This window comes from Fodinicurvata sp. EGI_FJ10296 (genome assembly GCF_040712075.1).
Lineage (GTDB): Bacteria > Pseudomonadota > Alphaproteobacteria > DSM-16000 > Inquilinaceae > JBFCVL01.
On record NZ_JBFCVL010000001.1, the window covers coordinates 319,153 to 339,653 of the forward strand.

The window sequence follows — 20,501 nt, forward strand, 5'->3', positions numbered from 1 at the left end:
GGGTGAAGGTAGGCTGGGCGGAATGGGGAAACCCATTCCGTCCGACCGTTTTTCCGGGCCGTATTTTTCATTCGGCCGAAATTCAGATTTCTCCCGATCGGGCCGGTCGCGCCATTGCGGCCCGCAGGTCAGGAGATGACGATCCATGGGAGACATGACAATGAGGTCAATAACCATTCTTTGCGGCGCCATCTGCGGTCTTTTTCTCGCCGATGCCGGCGCGACGGCGCTTCATCTGCCGACGCCGCTCTCCGTTCAGACGGCAGAAGCGCAACAGATGAGCAAGCAGCCCTGGAGCCCGACGGCGCGCAACAGGAGCCTGTCCGCCCAATTCCAGCATTCCGATCGTCAGCTCCGGGAAACCAGCGGCGGCGATGGAATGGGCGCCTTGCAGCAGTTTGTCGAAACCTACAACCACACCTACAACAGCTCATCGACATCGATTGGCAACCTGAACGAGATTTCACAGATCCTTTCAGATGGGTCGACCGGCAACGTCCAACAGGCAACCGACCAGGACAGCCAGGGCAATCAGGGATCGGCCGCCAACACCGAAGCCGCGGTCGACAGTCAGACCAGTTCTACCAGCAGCGCCGCCACCAATACCAATGGCGGTGACGACGACAACACCGATGGCGGTGACGACGACAACACCGATGATGGAACAGGCGCCAATTGACGCGTTGGAGCTTGTCGAGATGAACGCGCATTCAGCCGGAATCATGACCGCTCAGCCGGCCACCAGAAACGACGGCAGCCCTCCGACGATCCTGCTCATTGGCGATAATACCCATTTCGTCGACTATGTAACCGCCGTGGGAGCCGCCGCCGGCACCGAGGTGGTCGGACTCGCCGCTTGCCCGCGGCTACCGGAAAACCTTGGCCGGATTCTACCTCTCGCAGCGATCGTTGACATGTTGCGCCCGGACCACGATGCAGCGTTCGTTCTGCCCCAACTCGCCGCGGCCCGATCGATCGGGCATCTGGCCATCCTGGCCGATCACCCGTCGACATCCGCCGTGGCGACGGCGGAAAGGCTGGCCCGGTCGATCGCCCCATGGAGTGTGGAGGTCTGGGCAAAGCCGGTCCACGCCGCCTTTCTCAAATGGCGACTGGCCGCAATGGCAGGCAAGACATCAGAGACTGCCGGTTCGGGTTTCGACCAATCCCGATAAGACCGGTGCCGTCATCCACGTCCGGCCCGACTTCGCCAGTTGCGGCGGCCTTTCCCGTGGACGCCGCATCGCCGTGGCGGCACATTTGGGGGTGGCACCGCACAACCATGCCCATGTCAGCAACGGGCCGCTTGTAAAGACGTTGTCGCCGGAGTTTAATACGGGTGACCGAACGGATAATCGGACAAGAGGCGAAGGACCGGATCGGTTGAACGGCTGAAGAATAAAAAAGTGGGGCGGGCTTTTGTCAAAGGAACTGCAAAAACGCCGGGAATCAGCGTTAACCATGGCGCTAAGTCTCGATGGCGCCATGCTATTCTTATACATTGTGATTGGAATCTGGGCAGGCTCCATTACCATACTGGCAGAAGCAACGCGAGGGGGCCTGCTGCTCATCGTCGGGCTTGCGTCCCTTGTGACGCTTCGCCGTATTCACCGTGGACAATTAGGCCTCTATGACTATGGTGCCGGAAAATTGGAGCAATCGTTAACCGTTGTCATAGGATTCCTGCTGATCGTCTCGGCGGCGTTGCTCTTCTGGCGATTGACCGGGCTGGAGCCCGTAGAAAGCAGAACATTCGGACAAGCTGCTTTTTCCATCACGAGCGTTACGGTTAATCTGATCATCAATGCATCACAGCTGTGGTTTTTACACAAAGCGAGCCGTGGCGGCGATTCTGTCATTATGACCGCACAGTATTGGTCACGCTGGGTAAAGACGGTGGCATCTTTTATCGTCGTTCTAACGGTAAGCTACGCAATGATTGCCGACGATCCATCAAGTGCACTCGTGGCAGAACAGCTCGGCACGCTTTTGGTAGTCGCCATTATGATCGGCACAGGTGCCGCGATGATCAAGGGCAGCTTGCCCGATCTGCTCGACCGGTCTCTGCCGGAAGCGATGCAATTTGCAATTAACCGGGTGCTGGCGGCAAATATTGACGGTTACGAACAAATCGGCCGTGTCCGGAGTCGGCGGTCCGGCAACACGACGCATGTCGAGATCGAAGTTTTTCTATCGCCGGTACAATCAATGCAGCAGGCATCAGACTTTGCCGCCAAAATGGAGGAGGGATTAAAGCGGGAGTTGCCGGGGACGGACCCGGTCATCATATTGCGGTCGATGCCGCCGATTGTTTCGGCGCCCACCTCTGACGCGGCAATCGGGCCGGAACCGACGGACGCTGGACAACACTCAAGCGGTCAAGCCGTGACAACTGGCGCGGCAGGATAAACTCGGCTCGGTTCAGGATGGCAGAATCAGGCGTCCCGATGTCCAAATATCACAGTGTCTTCGCCCCACGTCTACGTCGGCAACATAGCGCGTGAATGCACGGTATTCGCGGGATTATCTGCGAGGGGCTGCCGGAGCCCTGGAACTCGGTGGATTCGACTCAACCGGCGACACCTGAATCTCATGCCGCCAAGTCCTTGAAAACCATGGTTTTTCCGGATCACATGCCACGTGCGACCGGATTTCCAGGGCCCTGTCGATTCATTCGAACCGACGGCGGCTGGAGTCTCCGCCGCTAAATCTTTGAAAAAATTGGTGGAGCCAAGGGGAGTCGAACCCCTGACCTCTAGAGTGCGATTCTAGCGCTCTCCCAACTGAGCTATGGCCCCGCCGGATTGGGATGCACGGCCTTTCGGACCGCGACGGCGCGGAATATGGTCCGGGTCGCCCCATGGTGTCAAGCGGATATCGTTGCGCCTGAGCCGGGTAAAGTTCAAAGCCGGCCAGTGGATCAGGCCCGCTCTTGTCGATCCGGAACGAACGGGCTAGCTTGCGCACCGGGTCGGACCGGGTAGAGTTTCCGACAGCTTGGCCAACAGCAAGGATAGCCGATGCAATCCCTCTTTCTCCTCGTCGATACCATCCTTAGTCTCTACACTTGGGTGATCATCATTTCAGTGATCCTGAGTTGGCTGGTGGCCTTCAACATCGTCAACACAAGCAACCGTTTCGTCTCGATCATCGGCGACATCATCTGGCGCCTGACGGAGCCGGTCATGGGTCCGATCCGGCGCATGCTACCGAATATGGGCGGCATAGACCTGTCCCCGCTGGTAGTGCTGCTGCTTATCTTCCTGTTGCGCAACCTGATGCGTGAATACGGGCTGCTTGGTCCGGTAGGCTTCTAAGGTCGTGGGATGACGCCGCATCCCCCGATTGAAGCCTCGCCAACCGGCATTCCCTGCCTCGAAGCGAGGGGCGGTCGTACCATTCTGCATCTCAGGGTGACGGCGAAGGCGGCGAACAACCGGCTCGGCGGGGTCGTCGCCGACGCCGACGGGCGCCACAGGCTCAGGATCGCGGTCACCGCCCCGCCGTCCGACGGCGCGGCCAACGCCGCTGTCATCAAGTCTCTTGCCAAGGCGCTCGGGCTGCCCAAATCGGCACTGAGCATCGTCGCCGGCATGACCGATCGGAACAAGCAGATCGAGATCGCCGGCTTCGATGGTGACGGACAATTGGCCGCCCGCCTGGGCGCACTGGCGCAAGATCGTAATCCATGTTGACCGGGCGCCCCCAACCACGGGCCAACGACGAACGGACAGGATTCGCCATGGAGCGCGACGCATGATAGCCAGCCCCGCCTGGATCGGAACAGGGCAAGACGCGCTGGCCACTCTGGCCATACTGTCGACGCTCTTCGTTCTGACCCATTTCGGACTGGCCACCCAGGCTGTTCGGGATTTTCTTTCGGATCAACTGGGCGAGCGCGGCTATCGCCTGCTCTATTCCGCGATCGCGACCGCTCTCGTCGTGCTGATGGTCCTAGCCTATCGCGCGGCTTCGGCAGGACCCTGGCTGTTCGACACCGGTTCGCTGGGGCCGACCGTGACGGCCGTGGCGCATCCGATTGCCGTGATCCTGTTGGTCGGCGGCCTGACCATGCCCAATCCCACCGCCGTCGGCGGCGAACATCACATCGATGAATTGCAGCCGCTGACGGGCGTGCTCCGGATCACGCGGCACCCGGTCCTGTGGGGCATCATGCTCTGGGCCGTATCCCACATCATCGCGGTGCCGACGGCGCGGTCTCTGATCTTTTTCGGCACCATGACCTTTGTCGCCGCCGTCGGCACGATTGCCATCGATCACAAGACCCGGCGGCGGCGCGGCGCGGCATTCGCCCCGATCGAGCTGTCGTCGTCCAATCTGCCATTCCTGGCGATCGCGCAGCGGCGGCAGAGCTTCGCAGCCGCTGCGCGCGAGTTCGGGACGCAGCGGCTGATGATCGTGGTCATTGTCTATGGGGTCGTCTTCTTCAGCCACTCCTGGCTGTTCGGCGTCGCACCCTATGGGTGAGCGCAGCGCCGGTGCACTCAGGACCCGCTGCGCAGCCGGTTCAACCTGAGGCGCAATGCATTCAGCTTGATGAAGCCGGCGGCGTCGCGCTGATCGTAAACGTCGTCTTCCTCGAAGGTCACATAGTCCAGATTATAGAGGCTGACGGGACTGCGCCGGCCGACAACGGTTACGGTCCCCTTGTAGAGCTTGAGCCGCACTTCGCCCGTCACCGATTGCTGCGTGCTGTCGATCAGCGCCTGAAGCGCCTCGCGCTCCGGCGAGAACCAGAACCCGTTATAGATCAGCTCCGCATAGCGCGGCATCAGTTCGTCCTTGAGATGCCCCGCGTCACGATCGAGCGTGATGCTTTCCATCGCGCGGTGCGCCGTCAGCAGGACCGTGCCGCCCGGTGTTTCATAAACCCCGCGGGACTTCATGCCGACGAACCGGTTCTCGACCAGATCGAGCCGGCCGATGCCGTTGTCGCCGCCCAGAGTATTCAGCCGGGTCAGGAGCGCAGCCGGTGACAACGCTTCGCCGTCGATGGCGACGGCGTCGCCCTTCTCGAAGCCGACGGTAATATAGGTCGGCTTGTCCGGCGCTGCCTCGGGGCTGACCGACCGCGTGAACATGTCGTCGGCCGGCTCGACCCACGGATCCTCCAGCGCACGGCCCTCGTAGGAGATGTGCAGCAGGTTGGCGTCGGTCGAGTACGGCGGCTCGCCGCGCTTGTCCTTGGTGATCTCGATCTGCCGATCTTCGGCATAGGCGAGCAGCTTCGTCCGGCTGTTCAGATCCCATTCACGCCAGGGCGCGATGACCTTGATGTGGGGGTCGAGGCCGTAATAGCCGAGCTCGAACCTGACCTGGTCGTTGCCCTTGCCCGTCGCGCCATGGGACACGGCATCGGCACCGACCTGATGCGCGATCTCGATCTGTCGTTTTGCGATAAGCGGGCGGGCGATGCTGGTCCCGAGCAGATAGGTGCCTTCGTAGAGGGTATTCGCGCGGAACATCGGAAACACATAGTCGCGGACGAAAGTCTCGCGGACATCCTCGATGAAGATGTGTTCCGGTTTGATGCCGAATCGTTCGGCCTTGCGGCGGGCGGGTTCCAGCTCTTCGCCCTGGCCGAGATCGGCGGTGAAGGTCACCACCTCACAGTCGTAGGTGTCCTTCAGCCAGTGAAGAATGACCGACGTATCGAGGCCGCCCGAATAGGCCAGCACCACACGCTTGATTTCGCCTTTTTTGGCCGCAGCCATGCCATGCACCTTTTGTAGGACGCGGGGGATTTCGCGCACCTTAATTAGCCGGCCGATGGCGGGCAAGCGTTCTCGCAGGGCGTTTGGATCCCGGGTGACGCTTCGCGTCTCCGGGAATGGGATGGAGGCGGATGTTGTGTCAACAGACACTGTTGCCCGACAGGTGGGTGTCGGGGGACCGTCAGGAGCGCGGTGCGGTGTATTTCCACGGATTGTCGCGGCGGTCGACCCAACCTTCCGGGTCCTCGATGCGCGGCCACCGGTAATACGCGAAAATCCAGATCGCCAATGGCTGGACAAACGGCACCAGCAACAACAGAACCCAAAGCGGGCTGCGGCCGACCCGCACCAGCACGAAGGCGCCGAAGCCCATCATCGCCGCCAATGCCGTGCCGTAAATGGTCAACGCCGCCCATAGCGGCAGACCCAGTATTGCCTCGCCCATGGTGTTACTCGCGCGTCGGAGCCGGTACGCCGGCGGTCGTCAGTTGATGGCGCAGGGCCGGCGATGCGCCCTGCGGATGCGCCACGCCGCCGGGGCGGACAACCGGCCAGCGCTGCAGGCACAATGCCGCCAGGACGGCCGCAATGCCGATCAACGGCAGAAAGACCAGCAGCGACCACCAGGGCTTCAGCCCCGCGCGCAGGAAGATGCGCCAGAACGGCCAGACCGTCAGCAGCCCGATAAGGATGCCGCTGCCCTCCGGCGTCCGCAGGAATAGCGCCACTGCGTCGATCATTGCGCTTGCGACAGTTCTGCCGGCGCGCCTTCCGGCACCGAAACGTCGGGGGAAGAGGCTTCGGGCGCGGTCTTGTCAATCACGCGCCGCCGCTGGCGAACGCTGTCGGATTTCAGCTGCCCGCAGGCCGCCATGATGTCCTGACCGCGCGTGGCCCGGACCGGACTTGAATATCCGGCATTCATCAGGATTTCCGCGAATACGCGAATCCGGTCCTGTGTCGAGCATTCATAAGGCGCGCCCGGCCACGGATTGAACGGGATCAGATTGACCTTGGCCGGCAGTCCGTCCAGGCGTCGAACCAGCTCCCGTGCGTCGGCCGCGGAGTCGTTCACACCCTTCAGCATGACGTATTCGAATGTGATGCGGCGCGCGTTGCTCGTGCCGGGATAGGAACGGCAAGCGTCCAGCAGTTCCGCGATCGGATATTTCCGATTGAGCGGCACCAGTTCGTCGCGGAGGTCGTCGCGGGCCGCATGCAGCGAGACGGCCAGATTGACGTCCAGTTCCTCGCCGCATTTCCGCATCATCGGAACCACGCCCGATGTCGACAGAGTGATCCGGCGTTTCGACATGGCGAATCCGTCGCCATCCATCAGGATCGACAGCGCCTTTGCCACGTTGTCATAGTTATACAGGGGCTCGCCCATGCCCATCATGACGATATTGGTGAAGCGCCTGTCTTCGTGCGGGATGCCCCATTCGTTCAACGCGTCGCGCGCCAGCATGGCCTGTCCGACGATTTCGGCCGGCTCCAGATTGCGCACGAGACGTTGTGTGCCCGTATGACAGAACCGGCAATTCAGCGTACAGCCGACCTGGGATGAAACGCAAAGCGCACCGCGATCGTCTTCGGGGATATGAACGGCCTCGACTTCCTGTCCGTCGGCAAGCCGCAGAAGCCATTTACGCGTTCCGTCAAAGCTTTCCAGCGCGCGCGCCACGGTCGGACGTTCGATGACGAATCGCTCCGCCATACGGGTGCGCAACGGCTTTGCAAGGTTGGTCATCGCTTCGAAATCGGTAACGCCGCGATAGTAGATCCAGTGCCAGAGCTGCTTCGCCCGGAACGCACTCTCGCCCATTTCGAGAACGGCATCATGGATCTCGGCTTTCGACAGGCCGACCAGATTCCGGCGGCCGTCCGACCGGGGCGGCAATGGCGCAAACATGCTGCTGTGCGATTCGAGTCCCATGACAGGGCTGTTCCTCAAAAGGAGTCGTTCAAAAAATGACGCAAGCGCGCCAGGACGGTTGGTCCCGGCACGCTACTGGGCATCTCATGAGCCCCTGGCGTAGATCGGCCGGCCCATCCGGCCCGCCGACCGAATTCAGGTCGGGGCGCAGGCGCGGTCGATTTCTTCCAGCGCCGCCGTGAACCCCAGCAAACTGTAGGTGTCAGTCGTCAGTGTCCCGCGCGAGGACCGTCCCCGGACCACCATATTGAGACCGGCACGCATGGCGTCAACCAGACGCGTGTCGGTTTCCGCATCATAGGCCCAGGCCGTGTCCTGGTGCGTGAACAGCGTGAAAGTCTCGTCGCCGACCGAAACGGTGACTTCGCTGTCGGACTGATATGTATAGCCCGTTATGAAGCTTATCTCGTTCCGGGAGTCCTGATAGGGGCGGTGGGTCACCAGCACATACACGTCACCGCGCTGGCTGTAATCGCCTTCTTCGTCGGTCGGTTGACTGGCGATGTAGCAGACGCGGTTGCCGTTCTCCGTCGTCTGAAACGCATGCCAATCGCGATGCGTGTTGATGTAGCTGACGTCCTGGGCCTGTGCCGTCGACGTACCGACGACCGGCATGAGCCCGGGGGACACAGCGAAAACCGCGAAGACAACCATCGAGAGCGCGAAGCCGAACCGCATTGCGTAAGCCGTCCTTGATATTCCTGGTTGGGAGGCAATCCTGATCGTGATCCGATTTCCATTGCCCGTCGGGGAGCGCCGGAACCGATTCTCTGGCCGACACTATAGGGTTTTCATGCCGCAACGCCAGAAGAAAGGCCCCGGCACCATACCAGCCGGGGTGACGGGAATTCAGGTAATTTGATGACATTTTCCGTTCCGGCGTCGCCCAACGATGGCAATCCGCGCATTTCGGGATGCGATGCACCGGGGCGAAGCTTGTCGCGTGCCGCTATTTGCTTTTCAATGACCGGCCGGGCTCAACGTCCGGGCACAACGATTGGCCAAGGTAATGACGGCGTCTGACGGATTCGACACCCCTGAAGCAACCGACACTGCGGGGCGCGGCGCAAAGCCGCTCGACCGTCTGATAGAAGCCGTGGGCGCATGTCAGGATCGTCAGGCGTTTCAGGCGCTGTTCGCGCATTTCGCCCCCCGCATCAAATCCTATCTCATGCAGTCCGGCAGCGATGCCGGCCAGGCCGAAGAGGTGGCGCAGGAAGTGATGATCACGGTCTGGCGGCGGGCGGCCCTGTTCGACCGGCGCCTTGCATCGGCGTCGACATGGATCTTCACCATCGCCCGCAACAAGCGGATCGACAGCATTCGGCGCCAGCGGCGTCCGCAGATTGATTTTGAAGATCCGGCATTCGTTCCTGATCCGGTGGCGCCTGCCGACCGTATATTCGAGGAAGGTGAGGACGCCGAACGCGTTCGTGCCGCGATTGAAACCCTCCCGGAGGAGCAGCGGGCTCTCCTCCGCATGGCATTCTTCGAGGACAAACCGCACAGCGAAATCGCATCGCTGTGTTCTTTGCCTCTTGGAACGGTGAAATCGCGGATCAGATTAGCGATGACACGGCTTCGCAAGCAGTTGAAGGACGAGTAGAGAACGATGGCGGATCGGGACACCAGACAGGGGACTGCTCCGAAGGGGATCACTCCAGAGGGGATCGGCAGATCGCCGTGTGACAAAGCAGCCGGTCCATCCCATCATATTCAGGACGAGATACTAATGGATTATGCCGCCGGAACCTCGTCGGAACCGGAAGCCGTTTTTGTTGCTGCGCATCTCGCGCTCTGCCCGCAGTGCCGTCGCAGGATCGAGGAACTGGAGGAAATCGGCGGCGCATTTCTTGAATCGGTCGGGCCGGCAGAGTGCGGCGAAGATGCCTTCGACGCCTTGATGGCCCGGATCGACGCCGGCGATGAAAGTTCGGATGAGCAGAGCGAAGGGGCACCGATCACTGCCCGGGCTGGCCCGGTTCTGCCGGGGAATCTCGATGACGCAACCGCCCGGATCATTCCCCGGCCACTGCGCGACTATCTGGACCAACCGATTTCAGCGCTGCCCTGGAAGTCGGTCATGCGCGGCCTGGACGAGGTATCGGTGCCGATCGGAGAAGGCGACTCAAAACGCAAGGCCCGCCTGCTGAGGATCAGGGCCGGCACGCAAATGCCGAAGCACACCCATGCGGGATCGGAAATGACGATCGTTCTTTCGGGGTCGTTCTCCGACGAACGCGGCGCTTTCGGACGGGGTGACGTCGCCATTCACGACGACGACGTCGATCATCAGCCTGTGGCCGGTGACGAGGAAGATTGCCTGTGCTTCGTCGTAACCGATGCGCCGCTGAAGCTGACCGGCCGGTTCACGCGATTCCTGAACCCGTTCGTCAAGTTCTGACGGCAAAGGCCCGAACTATCGCTTGCGGGTGATCTGGCCACCGTGAACATGCGGCGGCAGATCCTCGGTCGGGCCGCCTGCGCGTTCGGGCCGCGGCGCATGACGGCCGAGCGTGATCAGGCGGTCGTACATCACCAGGGCGCCAGCAAGGGACAGATTGATCGAGAACCGCGTCGGAATGCGGACGATGTGATCGGCGCGGGCAATCAGGGGTTCCGACAGACCGCCCCGCTCGGACCCCAGCAGATAGGCCGCCCGGCGCGGATGGCGAAAGCTGGGCAGGTCCACCGCATCGTCATGCAGTTCGATGGCCACGACCTCGCAGCCCTGCGGCAGGGTCATGGTTTCCACATCCGCAAAAGCATAAAGCGGCATGTTCCGGCTGGCCTCGGACGTATCGGCCTGCCGAAAGGCCGAAGCATCGACCTGTCGGTCCACGGTAAAGGCGAAACTGGCGTCGAAGGCATGCGCCGTCCTCAGCAGCGCACCGACATTCGCCGCCTTGCTGATTCGTTCCACCCCGATTCCGAAATAGCCTCGCATGCTTCTCCGTTCTCCCGTCGATCGATCTTGTCGGACGCCCGTCCGCACCGGAAAGGCCCCGTCTGAAGAAAGTGAAACGCGGCATAGCAGAACCGCGCGCCATCGGCCACTGCTTCGGCCTCTGGTCATACGCCGTCGGGTCCTTTATGTCTCGTATCCGCGTTTCCTGGCCATCCGGAACGACGCTGTCACCTGGAGTATCCGATGCCGACCGACCCTTCTTCTTCTCCGGATTCCCGACCCGTCGCCCCCCTTCTCGTTGACGTGCTGCGCGGGCCGTTCGCCGAAAGCGGCCATCGCGGCCACGCCGTGGTCATCGACGCCGATGGCGGCCTGCTGGCCCATTGGGGCGAGCCCGACCTGTCGGTGATGCCGCGATCGGCCATCAAGTCGCTGCAGGCGCTCGCCCTGGTCGAGAGCGGCGCCGTCGAGGCTTTCGGCCTTTCGGCGGCCGATATCGCCCTGGCCTGTGCCTCCCATGGCGGCGAAGACAAGCATGCCCGCCGCGCAATCGATTGGCTCGGCCGCATCGGGCTGACCGTCGCCGATCTGGAATGCGGCGCCCAGCCGCCCATGCACCGGGACAGCGCCGACGCGCTGGTGGCCGCAGGCACGTCACCGACAGCGGCCCACAACAATTGTTCGGGCAAGCATGTCGGCTTTCTGACCACGGCGGTCCATCTCGGCATCGACCATCGCGGCTATACCCGCCACGATCATCCCATTCAGGCCCTGGTCCGCCGGCACATGCAGGCCATGACCGACATCGATCCCGACGGCCGACCCTGGGGCATCGACGGGTGTTCGATCCCCGCCCATGCGCTGCCTCTGCGAAATATCGCCCTGGCCCTCGCCCGCCTCGACGCACACGGGGCCGACGACACGACCGCACACGGCCGGGCCTGCCGCCGGATCGTCGAAGCGTGGGGCGCTCATCCCGACCTCGTCGCCGGAACCGGCCGCTTCGACACCCGCCTCATGACGGCCGCGCAAGGACGGGCATTGACCAAGGCCGGGGCGGAGGGGGTTTCCTGCGCGATCGTGCCCGGACGCCGCATCGCCGTCGCTGTCAAGATCGAAGACGGGGCCGAGCGCGCCGCCTCGGTCGTCATGGCCGCGATCCTGTCCGCTTTGGGCGCCGTCGACCGAAACGACCCCGAAATCCGGTCACTTGCCGCGCCGACGCTGAGCAACTGGAACGGCATTAGCGTGGGTGGCCTGACGCCGACCGCGGAATTCGCGGAGTCGCTGAAGGCCGCTTTTTCCTGAGGACGCCATGACGGGAGCCGCGCAGACCAGGAGCAGCGCACGATGACACCATCGGACAGCAAACCGCACGGAGTTGGCGGATCGGATGCCGATACGCGAACCGGTACGGGCGACGACCGCATCCGGCAGCAATACGAATCGCTGCCGTATCCCGAGCGACGGCCCGCCGACGAAGACAAACGGCTGGTGACCGGTTCGCCCAGTCATCTGCATGAAGTCGATCACCACCTCTTCGGCGGCCAGCTCGCCCGGAGGCGCGAAACCTTTCGCGTGCTGGTCGCCGGCGGCGGCACGGGCGATGCGTTGATCATGCTGGCGCAACAGTGCGCCGATGCCGGTATCGACGCCCGATTCACCTATGTCGACCCCTCGTCGGCGGCCGGGGAAGTCGCGCGCAAGCGCGCCGCCCGCCGAGGCCTGGACGACCGGATATCGTTTCTCCAGGGCGGCCTGCCCGACCTGCCGCTGCCCGACGACGCGCAGTTCGACTACATCGACTGCTGCGGTGTGCTTCATCACCTGAGCGATCCGACAGCCTGCCTTGGCGCGCTGCGCGACCGGCTCGCCCCCGGCGGCGGCATGGGCATCATGGTCTACGGCACATACGGTCGCACCGGCGTCTACACCCTGCAATCCGCCCTTGACCGCATGGGCATCCGCGATCTGACGCCAGCCGACGCGGTCAAGGCGGCACGCCGGGTGCTGAACGCCCTGCCGCCCTCGAACTGGCTGAAGCTCAATCCGTTCGTCGGCGACCACAAGATCTCCGATGCCGGGTTGTACGACCTGCTGCTGCACAGCCGCGACCGGTCCTATACCGTTCCGGCGTTTCTCGACCTCATCAGCGGCGCAGGTCTGGAGCCGGTCACGATGATGCTCCCCGCGGCCTATGATCCGGCGGCACTGCTGCCGGATGCCGGGCTGAAACAGCGATGGCAGGATCTGCCGCTGCGCGAGCAGGCGGCACTGGCCGAAGAGATCGCTGGCGGCCTGAAAGTCCATATCGCCTATCTCGCCCGCGCAGGCGAGACCCAGGGCCGACAGGCTCGACCCACCGGTGACATGGTGCCGGTTCTGAAGGACAATGACGGCAAGGAGATCGCCAAGGCAACCCGGCCGGGAACGCCTCTCGGCATCACGATTGCGGGGCTGCGGCTGTCGGTGTCCATTCCGGCGCTCGGACCCGCCATCCTGTCGCGCATCGACGGCATGCGGACCATCGACGCCCTGTTCGACGACATCGCGGCGTCACGGGGCGGCCGGCTCGACCGGGACACGTTCGACCGCGATATGGCCGCCGTCGTGGACGGTTTCGCCGGCATCGGGCGGCTGCATCTGCGCGCAGCCGGGACAGACGCCGGATAGCACGACTTATCAGGGCGCAGCGTCGACCGGCCAGTCGGCGAGTTTGCCGATCTCGTTCGTGGGCAGGTGGTCGCCGAAAGTCAGGCTGACCGGCCGCTCGGCGGTCGAAAATGCCTCCCGGACCCATTGGCGTATCGCCGTCGGCACATCGGAATCGGCCTCGCCCCCCTCATCGGCCAGAACGACAAAGGCCTTGAGGCGCAAGCCGCTGCCGGTATCGGTCGGGCGGACCGCGCAGTCGGCAACAGCGGGATGATCTCTAAGCCGGTCACGAATTTGCGCGGGATAGACGTTGGTGCCGCCGACCTGAACGGCACCGTCACGGCGGCCGATCGGCAGCAATCGGTCGGCGCCCTGCCATTCGACCCGATCGGGAAGAACGGCCACCCGGCCCGACTGGTGACGCAGGCGATCGGCATCCAACCGGGTCCAGTGACCCAGCAGTCGGTAAGGGTCTTCCGGCGCGTCGCGCCACCCGATTCCTCCGGTTTCGGACGATCCGTACAGTTCCAGCATGCGGCCCAGCCCCCGCCGCCTGAGCGCATGGATCACGACGGGATCAGCAGGCGCGGTGGAAGTGACGCCCGTGGCCTCGGCAGGCAGACCGGAAACGGCCGATGCCACATGACCCCACTGCACGGGGACGGCCACGATGAGGTCTCTGGATGCCACACCGCCGGGGACGGCTCCGCGCATCACGATGTCCTGTGCAGAGGAGTCAGCGATCAATTCCGCTGACAGGCAGTCCGCGATCAACGCCCCCCAAAGGAACCCATAGATATGATGAAGGGGCGCCAGACACAGGACGCGGCGCGTCGGCCCGACGAGTTCGGCCAGTCGCTCAGCTTCGACGGTCAGATCGGCCATCGACTGAAAAATCGGTTTCGGGGCACCGGTCGTACCGCCGGACCGAAAGGTGACGCCTGACAGGCCGGCAACCGCCGAGGCCGCAACGACCTCCGCCCATGCATCCATCGTCAGGCGCCGAAGGAGATAGTCCTCGCCGCCTGCTTCGTGCAGGCGGAAGAACATGTTGACGGCGGTCGCGGCGGAAACGATTTCCAGCGAGTCGGCCTGGATCAGGTCGCCGTTCAGGGGCTCGTTGGATTGTAAACGTCGTTCCGTTTCCCGAAACGACGCGCCCCGCCCCCCCGATAACTCGGCAGCCACCACATGCCGGACCACCTGACGATACGCATCGCGGCTGAGCATGAAATTATAACCGCTTCACGAAAACCCAATAGCTGTCGCCGACGACGGCTTTCTTCATATGGACCTTAACTTTTGTCGGCTTCATCTGGTAATCGAACGTGTACTCGAACATCGTCTCCAGTTTCCCCGAATCGACACCGGTCTTGAATCGACCGTAGAACTCTTTGCTATTCGTGCACGGCGCCACATCCGTGAAGAAGTTCTTCCCAAGAACTTCTTCAGGTTTGCGACCGGTTATCTCACCTTCAGCTTTGTTATAATTCAGAATTTTACCGGTTTTATCCAGTTGAATAGCGCCGAAAGCCAATTTATCAAGATCGCGGTCGCCCATCTTTGCAAGTGTGTTCTCGATATTGTCGGCACCGAATTTAACGACATCCATCTCTTCTTTTCCCGTTCTGATTTTGCCATTCCAGAACAAAATTGTATGCTCTATTTCTTTCAAGAACGTTAATTTTTCATCGTTTCACTACTTCGAAGTACCGCAATGGACCGTTGCATTTCGGCAGGGATGCTCTCGGCCAATCGAGATAGCGCCCATTCCTGAAAGGACAAGGGGCGGCGCGCAGCCGAACACGGCTCTCGCGCCGGATTCCCCGCAATAGCCGACGTCCTCCGGCACGGCCATCGCTGGCGCTCAGAAATCGGTGCAGCGGCCGCCGACCTCCCAGTCGCCGTAGCGGGTCGGTTCGGGGCCTTTGCCGCCGCCGCGCTCCCCCGGTTTCTGCGGTGCGCCGCGACCGCGCGGCTCAGCCGCCGGCGTCGTGGTTTCCTTGACCGGTTTGTCATCCGCGCTGCCACGCGTTTCCCCACTCAGGCCACTTCGACCGCTCATCATTTCCACTCCGTCCCGATTTCAGCCTCTTTCGATGATAAGGAAATAGGGCCGGCCTGGGCGGGCGCAACCATATCGTACGATATCAACGCTGCCTTGAAGCCATCCGGCCATTGCCCACATCTCGGGTTGTCAAACCCGCCAACCATTGGAGCGAAAATAAAAATGGGATACGTCCGCACGGCGATCCTGATGGCTGCGATGACGGCCCTGTTCATGGGCGTCGGGTTCATGCTGGGCGGCGAGGCCGGTATGATTCTCGCCCTTCTGGTCGCAGCCGGCATGAATGTCTACAGCTACTGGAACTCCGACCGCATGATCCTGCGCATGCACAACGCGCGGGAGGTCGATGACAGGACCGCCCCCGGCCTGGTCCCCATGATCCGCCAGATGACCGAGCGCGCGGGCATGCCCATGCCGCGCGTCTATATCATCGAAACCGAGCAGCCGAACGCCTTTGCCACGGGGCGGAATCCGGAAAACGCCGCCGTAGCGGCGACAAGAGGGCTGCTGCGCGCGCTGTCGACCGAAGAGGTGGCCGGTGTCATGGCCCACGAGCTCGCGCATATCAGGAACCGCGACACTCTCATCATGACCATTACCGCCACTTTCGCAGGCGCGATATCGATGCTGGCGAATTTCGCAATCTTCTTCGGTGGCAACCGCAACAATCCCCTCGGCATCGTCGGCGTCATCGCAATGATGATCCTGGCGCCGCTGGCCGCCGGATTGGTCCAGATGGCCATCAGTCGTTCCCGCGAATACGAAGCCGATCGTATCGGCGCAGAGATCTGCGGACGTCCGCAATGGCTGGCCGGTGCGCTGGAAAAGATCGACGTCCTGGCCAAGCGCATCGACAACAATGTCGCGGAGCGGAACCCCGCTACCGCCCATATGTTTATCATCAATCCGCTGCACGCCCATCGCTACGACAGCCTGTTCTCGACGCACCCCGCCACGGCCAACCGGGTGGCGGCGTTGCGGGCCATGGCCGGGGCCGGTTCACCAGCAGCCAGCCGCCGCCCCTGGGGCTAACGCCGGCGAGCGGGGCTTGGCGGGACGGGCCATGCGGAAATTCGGGGGTTATTTTGCCGATCGGGCCGAGGATGCTTAATTTGCCGACGCGAATGGGTTAAAGGGGGAGAGATGGAAGACGAACCCCCCGAAACCCGGACCGATGGTTCTCCCGACGCCGCGCCGTCGGGCACCACCACTGATGTCCTCGTGCCTCACAGCCCCTCACAGGGGTTGGCGAGCCGCCGCGCGGCATTCGACATCCTGCACAAGGTGCTGATCGAGCGCCGCCTGCTCGACGATGCCCTCGCCGACCTGCCCGCGGCGACGAAAGCGGCGCCGGTTTCCCCATCGGAACCGGAGCCAGGACCCGACGACGAACCGGGTGGCCTGTCGACACGCGATCGGGCGTTCGTTCGCCTGCTGGTCGGCACGACGCTGCGCCGTCTCGGCCAGATCGACGCGCTGATCGCCTATTCGGTCGAGCGCCCCCTTCCCCGGCAGGCCGCCGCCGTTCGCGACGTGCTGCGGCTGGGGCTCTGCCAGTTGCTGTTCCTCGACACCCCGGGCCATGCCGCGGTCTCTACCGCCGTCGATCTGGCCGTACAGGTGGATGTCCGCAGCTTCAAGGGGCTGGTCAACGCCGTCCTCCGCCGCATGGCAGAAGAGGGGCCCGAGCTGGTCGCTGCGCAGGACGCCGCACGCATGAACACGCCGCAGTGGCTGTGGGAAAGCTGGGTCAAAGCCCATGGCGGCAACCGGGCGCGGGCGATCGCCAGCAGTCATCTACACGAGGCGCCGCTCGACATCTCGGTGAAAAGCGATCCTGATCGCTGGGCGGGACTGCTCTCCGGCACGCGGCTCCCGACCGGGACGATCCGGCGCGCGGCCGGCGGCATGGTGACCGACCTGCCAGGATTTGCCGACGGTACCTGGTGGATACAAGACGTTGCAGCCGCGCTGCCGGCACGCCTGCTGGGACCGGTGGACGGCCTGCGGGTACTGGATATGTGTGCCGCTCCGGGCGGCAAGACCGCGCAGCTTGCCGCCGCCGGCGCCGTCGTCACGGCAGTCGACCGCTCGGCGAAACGCCTCAACCGGGTCCGGCAGAACCTCGACCGGTTGGGCCTTGGTGCCGAACTGGTTGCCTCGGATGCGATGCTGCTGCAGCCATCTGAACTGTACGACGCCGTGCTTCTCGACGCGCCGTGCAGTGCGACCGGGACGATACGCCGCCATCCCGACATCCCCCATACCAAGGGACCGCAGGATGTCTCGAAACTGGCGGCGGCCCAGAGGGCGCTGCTTGGCCGCGCCGTCGATCTGGTCAAGCCGGGCGGTCTGATCGTCTGGTGTACCTGTTCGCTTCAGCCCGAGGAGGGTGAGCGTCAGGTCGATACCCTGATCAGGAGTGGCGCCCCGGTGGAACGCGTGCCGATCGGCGCCGAGGAAATCGGCGGTCTCCACGACGCCGTCACCGCCAAAGGGGACGTTCGGACACTGCCATATTTTTCGCCATTGGCCGCAGGTGAAGCCGGGGCCGACGGCGGGCGCAACAGAATCGACACCGGAGTTGCCAACGGCGGCATGGACGGGTTCCATATCGCGCGTCTGCGGCGTAGATAGGGGCCAGGATCAGGGACTGCCTGCGCTATTGTTCCCTACCACCCGACCGACACGAGGAAACCAGAACCCGATGCAGAAACCGACCCGGATCGCGCCGTCCATACTTGCCGCCGATTTCGCCCGCCTCGGCGACGAGGTTCAGGCGCTGACTGACGCTGGCGCGGATTTGGTGCATATCGACGTCATGGACGGCCATTTCGTGCCGAATATCTCCATGGGCCCGGCCATCACCAAAGCCCTGCGGCCGCATTCCACCCTGCCTTTCGATGTTCACCTGATGATCGCGCCCGTCGATGCCTTCATTGGCGCCTTCGCCGACGCCGGCGCCGACATCATCACCGTTCATCCCGAGGCCGGGCCGCACCTGCACCGGACGCTGCAGACGATCCGCGTGGCGGGGTGCCGGGCCGGCGTCAGTCTGAACCCGGCAACCCCGATCAGCGTGCTGGATCACATCATCGACGATATCGACCTGATCCTGGTCATGGGCGTCAATCCGGGGTTCGGCGGACAGTCCTTTATCGAAAGCCAGATCGACAAGATCGCGCGCATCCGCAAGCTGATTGACGCCTCTGAACGCCCGATCGACCTGGAGGTGGATGGGGGCATCAATTTCGAAACGGCGCCGCGGGCGGTCGCCGCCGGTGCGGATATGCTGGTAGCCGGCACGGCCACCTTCCAGGGCGGGCCGGAGCATTACGCCCGCAACATCGCGGCATTGCGCGGCTAAAGGAGGCGGCCTCGTGACCGAACGGGACGATCCAGGCGACAACCCGGGCGGCAGCGACGACCAGGGCCCGGTCAAGCGGTCGGCGTCACGCTTTATCCGGCGGGGTTTGGCATCGTTAACCTATGGCAACCCGTTCTATACGATGACGCTTGGCCGCGGCGGCGCGCGCCAGTTCGCCGTTGGCTGGTCGGACCCGTGGCCCGGCGATGCGCGCGATGGCCACGCCTTGCTGGATGGCCAGTTTCGGTTCGGCGGCCAGACGGTGAAATTCGATGGCACCGATCCCGAATCGGCGGCGGGCGCGGTCTGGCTGCCGGTGGGCGCGGGTGCCGATTTCCTTACCGAGCTGCACGGTTTCGACTGGCTGCGCGACCTTCGCACCGTTTCGGGCGTCGATGCCCGTCGATTCGCCCGCGTGCTGGTGTCGTCATGGATCGAGTGTTTCGACGCGTGGCACGATACCGCGTGGCGGCCCGACATACTGGGCATCCGTCTCGCCAATTGTATCGGATTCTATGACTTTTTCGGCCGCAGCGCCGACGATGAGTTTCAGGCCCGCTTCTTCGTCAGTCTCCACCGGCAGGCCAATCATCTGAGCCGCAGTCTGGCATCGCGCTTGTCGGAACCGATGCCGGGCGGGCGCGAAATCCTGGCATTGAAGGGGCTGATCGTTGCCGGCGTCTGCCTGGAACTCGGCGATCCGATCGTAATCGCCGCACTTGATGAACTGGAACGCGAAATCGGCGATCAGGTTCTTTCGGACGGCGGTCATGGCCGCCGCAACCCGGAACTCCATGTCGATCTCCTCCGTCACCTGGTCGATCTTCGCGCCATTCTGCGATCGGGGGACTGGGTCGTTCCGGATTCGCTGCTGGCGGCGATCGACAGCCTGACACCATCGGCCCGGATGTTCCGGCACGGCGACGGTTGTCTGGCGCTGTTCAACGGCGGACGCGAAGGCACGCCTGCCGCGGTCGACGCCGTCATATCCCAGGCCGCACCGACCGCCCGCACCGTCCGCAGCCTGCCCGAGGCGGGATTCGAGCGCATCGCGGCCGGCCGCACGCTGGTCATCATGGATACCGGCGCCCCCTTTGATCCGCCCTTCGACTATGGCGCCCATGCCGGGGCGCTGTCGTTCGAAATGTCGATCGGCCGTGACCGCGTCGTCGTCAATTGCGGCGGCTATCCCGGCCGGGCCAGCGAAGAGGCGCGGGCATGGAACGCCGTGCTCCGGGGAACCGCCGCGCATTCCACCATGGGCGTGGAGGACGGCAACAGTGTCCGCCTGATCGCTGGCGGCGGGGTCCGGGACGACCCGTTCACGGTCACCGCCGACCGGGAAGACGCCGAAGGCGCCGTGCTGATCGAAGCCACCCATGACGGCTATCTCGACCGATTCGGGCTGACGCATCTGCGCCGCCTGTATCTCAGCGCCGACGGCGACGACCTGCGCGGCGAAGATCGCCTGGACGGGCATGCCGGGCAGTTCTTTACTGCCCGTTTCCACTTGCATCCCTCAGTGGCGGTCTCACCGGGCGAGGACGGCGCATCGGCGCATCTGCGCACGGCATCGGGATTGACGCTGGTCTTTCAGGTCCGGGCAAGCGCTGACGACACGGCCCTGGAAGTCGAGGAAAGCGTCTATTGCGGCGGACGGGAGGCCATGAAGAGCCGCCAGATCGTCGTTTCGGGGATCACCAATGCCAGCGGCGCCACGCTGAAATGGGGTTTCCGGCGCGATCCGCAGCGGTGATCGGGGCGGGCATCGAAGAATCCGGCACAGCCCTGATCGCTCCCGACGTCGATCGGGAGCCCCGAGACGGATGAGC

Annotated in this window: 23 protein-coding genes and 1 tRNA gene; 14 read left to right on the forward strand and 10 right to left on the reverse strand. The window is 63.5% G+C overall.

Going from position 1 to position 20,501, the window contains the following annotated elements; all coding sequences use genetic code 11:
* The first annotated feature begins 160 nt into the window (after nt 1-160).
* The 3 genes from ABZ728_RS01440 to ABZ728_RS01450 all read left to right on the forward strand — a co-directional run bounded on the left by ABZ728_RS01440 (nt 161) and on the right by ABZ728_RS01450 (nt 2,409).
* Entirely contained in the window at nt 161-679 is a 519-nt protein-coding gene (locus tag ABZ728_RS01440; protein WP_366653815.1) for a hypothetical protein, read from the forward strand.
* Nucleotides 633-1,175 carry a hypothetical protein gene (locus tag ABZ728_RS01445; protein WP_366653816.1) on the forward strand — a complete coding sequence of 181 codons (543 nt, stop codon included), beginning with the start codon at nt 633-635 and terminating at the stop codon, nt 1,173-1,175. The genes ABZ728_RS01440 and ABZ728_RS01445 overlap by 47 nt, the downstream gene beginning before the upstream one ends.
* A 244-nt stretch (nt 1,176-1,419) precedes the next feature.
* Entirely contained in the window at nt 1,420-2,409 is a 990-nt protein-coding gene (locus ABZ728_RS01450) for a cation transporter (RefSeq protein ID WP_366653817.1), read from the forward strand.
* 313 nt (nt 2,410-2,722) lie between these two features.
* Here ABZ728_RS01450 and ABZ728_RS01455 read toward each other — a convergent pair.
* Nucleotides 2,723-2,798, reverse strand: a tRNA-Ala gene (locus ABZ728_RS01455).
* Nucleotides 2,799-3,020: 222 nt separating this feature from the next.
* Here ABZ728_RS01455 and ABZ728_RS01460 point away from each other — a divergent pair.
* From ABZ728_RS01460 to ABZ728_RS01470, 3 genes are all read left to right on the forward strand, one after another.
* Nucleotides 3,021-3,317 carry a YggT family protein gene (locus ABZ728_RS01460; RefSeq protein ID WP_366653818.1) on the forward strand — a complete coding sequence of 99 codons (297 nt, stop codon included), beginning with the start codon at nt 3,021-3,023 and terminating at the stop codon, nt 3,315-3,317.
* A gap of 9 nt (nt 3,318-3,326) precedes the next feature.
* Nucleotides 3,327-3,695: a DUF167 domain-containing protein gene (locus ABZ728_RS01465; protein WP_366653820.1), complete on the forward strand. Its 369-nt coding sequence runs from the start codon at nt 3,327-3,329 to the stop codon at nt 3,693-3,695.
* Nucleotides 3,696-3,756: 61 nt separating this feature from the next.
* A complete protein-coding gene (locus ABZ728_RS01470) occupies nt 3,757-4,488 on the forward strand; it encodes an NnrU family protein (protein WP_366653821.1) in 732 nt (243 codons plus the stop codon).
* Between the two features lie 17 nt (nt 4,489-4,505).
* Here the strand turns inward: ABZ728_RS01470 and ABZ728_RS01475 are convergent, their stop codons facing one another.
* The 5 genes from ABZ728_RS01475 to ABZ728_RS01495 form a co-directional block, all read right to left on the reverse strand.
* Nucleotides 4,506-5,735, reverse strand: coding sequence for an argininosuccinate synthase (locus ABZ728_RS01475; protein WP_366653823.1), 1,230 nt, complete (start codon nt 5,733-5,735; stop codon nt 4,506-4,508).
* 181 nt (nt 5,736-5,916) lie between these two features.
* Nucleotides 5,917-6,180 (reverse strand): hypothetical protein, encoded by a 264-nt coding sequence (locus tag ABZ728_RS01480; protein WP_366653825.1) that lies wholly within the window; start codon nt 6,178-6,180, stop codon nt 5,917-5,919.
* A gap of 4 nt (nt 6,181-6,184) precedes the next feature.
* Nucleotides 6,185-6,475 carry a hypothetical protein gene (locus ABZ728_RS01485; protein WP_366653826.1) on the reverse strand — a complete coding sequence of 97 codons (291 nt, stop codon included), beginning with the start codon at nt 6,473-6,475 and terminating at the stop codon, nt 6,185-6,187.
* On the reverse strand, nt 6,472-7,671 hold the full coding sequence (gene rlmN / locus ABZ728_RS01490; protein ID WP_366653827.1) for a 23S rRNA (adenine(2503)-C(2))-methyltransferase RlmN: 1,200 nt from the start codon (nt 7,669-7,671) through the stop codon (nt 6,472-6,474). The genes ABZ728_RS01485 and rlmN overlap by 4 nt, the downstream gene beginning before the upstream one ends.
* 135 nt (nt 7,672-7,806) lie before the next feature.
* Nucleotides 7,807-8,349: an invasion associated locus B family protein gene (locus ABZ728_RS01495; protein WP_366653828.1), complete on the reverse strand. Its 543-nt coding sequence runs from the start codon at nt 8,347-8,349 to the stop codon at nt 7,807-7,809.
* A 331-nt stretch (nt 8,350-8,680) separates the two neighbouring features.
* Here ABZ728_RS01495 and ABZ728_RS01500 point away from each other — a divergent pair, with 331 nt between their 5' ends.
* On the forward strand, nt 8,681-9,277 hold the full coding sequence (locus ABZ728_RS01500; protein ID WP_366653829.1) for a sigma-70 family RNA polymerase sigma factor: 597 nt from the start codon (nt 8,681-8,683) through the stop codon (nt 9,275-9,277).
* 108 nt (nt 9,278-9,385) lie between these two features.
* Entirely contained in the window at nt 9,386-10,075 is a 690-nt protein-coding gene (locus tag ABZ728_RS01505; RefSeq protein WP_366654339.1) for a ChrR family anti-sigma-E factor, read from the forward strand.
* A gap of 15 nt (nt 10,076-10,090) precedes the next feature.
* Here ABZ728_RS01505 and ABZ728_RS01510 read toward each other — a convergent pair whose 3' ends face one another.
* Nucleotides 10,091-10,618: an RNA methyltransferase gene (locus tag ABZ728_RS01510; RefSeq protein ID WP_366653830.1), complete on the reverse strand. Its 528-nt coding sequence runs from the start codon at nt 10,616-10,618 to the stop codon at nt 10,091-10,093.
* Nucleotides 10,619-10,822: 204 nt separating this feature from the next.
* On the opposite strand from ABZ728_RS01510, the gene ABZ728_RS01515 reads away from it, so the two are divergent.
* Complete coding sequence (locus tag ABZ728_RS01515; RefSeq protein ID WP_366653831.1) at nt 10,823-11,887, forward strand: asparaginase; 1,065 nt, start codon at nt 10,823-10,825, stop codon at nt 11,885-11,887.
* Between the two features lie 42 nt (nt 11,888-11,929).
* Nucleotides 11,930-13,252, forward strand: a complete 1,323-nt coding sequence (locus tag ABZ728_RS01520; RefSeq protein ID WP_366653832.1) for a class I SAM-dependent methyltransferase — start codon at nt 11,930-11,932, stop codon at nt 13,250-13,252.
* 9 nt (nt 13,253-13,261) lie between these two features.
* On the opposite strand, the gene ABZ728_RS01525 is transcribed toward ABZ728_RS01520, so the two are convergent.
* The 3 genes from ABZ728_RS01525 to ABZ728_RS01535 all read right to left on the reverse strand — a co-directional run bounded on the left by ABZ728_RS01525 (nt 13,262) and on the right by ABZ728_RS01535 (nt 15,302).
* The gene (locus tag ABZ728_RS01525) at nt 13,262-14,464 is read right to left on the reverse strand and encodes an AMP-binding protein (protein ID WP_366653833.1); all 1,203 of its coding nucleotides are present in this window, start codon (nt 14,462-14,464) and stop codon (nt 13,262-13,264) included.
* Between the two features lie 4 nt (nt 14,465-14,468).
* Entirely contained in the window at nt 14,469-14,846 is a 378-nt protein-coding gene (pyp, locus tag ABZ728_RS01530; RefSeq protein WP_366653834.1) for a photoactive yellow protein, read from the reverse strand.
* A gap of 255 nt (nt 14,847-15,101) precedes the next feature.
* Complete coding sequence (locus tag ABZ728_RS01535) at nt 15,102-15,302, reverse strand: succinate dehydrogenase assembly factor 4 (protein ID WP_366653835.1); 201 nt, start codon at nt 15,300-15,302, stop codon at nt 15,102-15,104.
* Nucleotides 15,303-15,464: 162 nt separating this feature from the next.
* On the opposite strand from ABZ728_RS01535, the gene htpX reads away from it, so the two are divergent.
* The 4 genes from htpX (at nt 15,465) to ABZ728_RS01555 (ending at nt 20,425) form a co-directional block, all read left to right on the forward strand.
* Nucleotides 15,465-16,334: a zinc metalloprotease HtpX gene (htpX, locus tag ABZ728_RS01540; protein WP_366653836.1), complete on the forward strand. Its 870-nt coding sequence runs from the start codon at nt 15,465-15,467 to the stop codon at nt 16,332-16,334.
* 111 nt (nt 16,335-16,445) lie between these two features.
* Entirely contained in the window at nt 16,446-17,939 is a 1,494-nt protein-coding gene (locus tag ABZ728_RS01545; RefSeq protein ID WP_366653837.1) for a transcription antitermination factor NusB, read from the forward strand.
* A 70-nt stretch (nt 17,940-18,009) separates the two neighbouring features.
* Nucleotides 18,010-18,669: a ribulose-phosphate 3-epimerase gene (rpe, locus tag ABZ728_RS01550; RefSeq protein ID WP_366653838.1), complete on the forward strand. Its 660-nt coding sequence runs from the start codon at nt 18,010-18,012 to the stop codon at nt 18,667-18,669.
* A gap of 13 nt (nt 18,670-18,682) precedes the next feature.
* Nucleotides 18,683-20,425, forward strand: coding sequence for a heparinase II/III family protein (locus ABZ728_RS01555; protein ID WP_366653839.1), 1,743 nt, complete (start codon nt 18,683-18,685; stop codon nt 20,423-20,425).
* Nucleotides 20,426-20,501 lie beyond the last annotated feature (76 nt).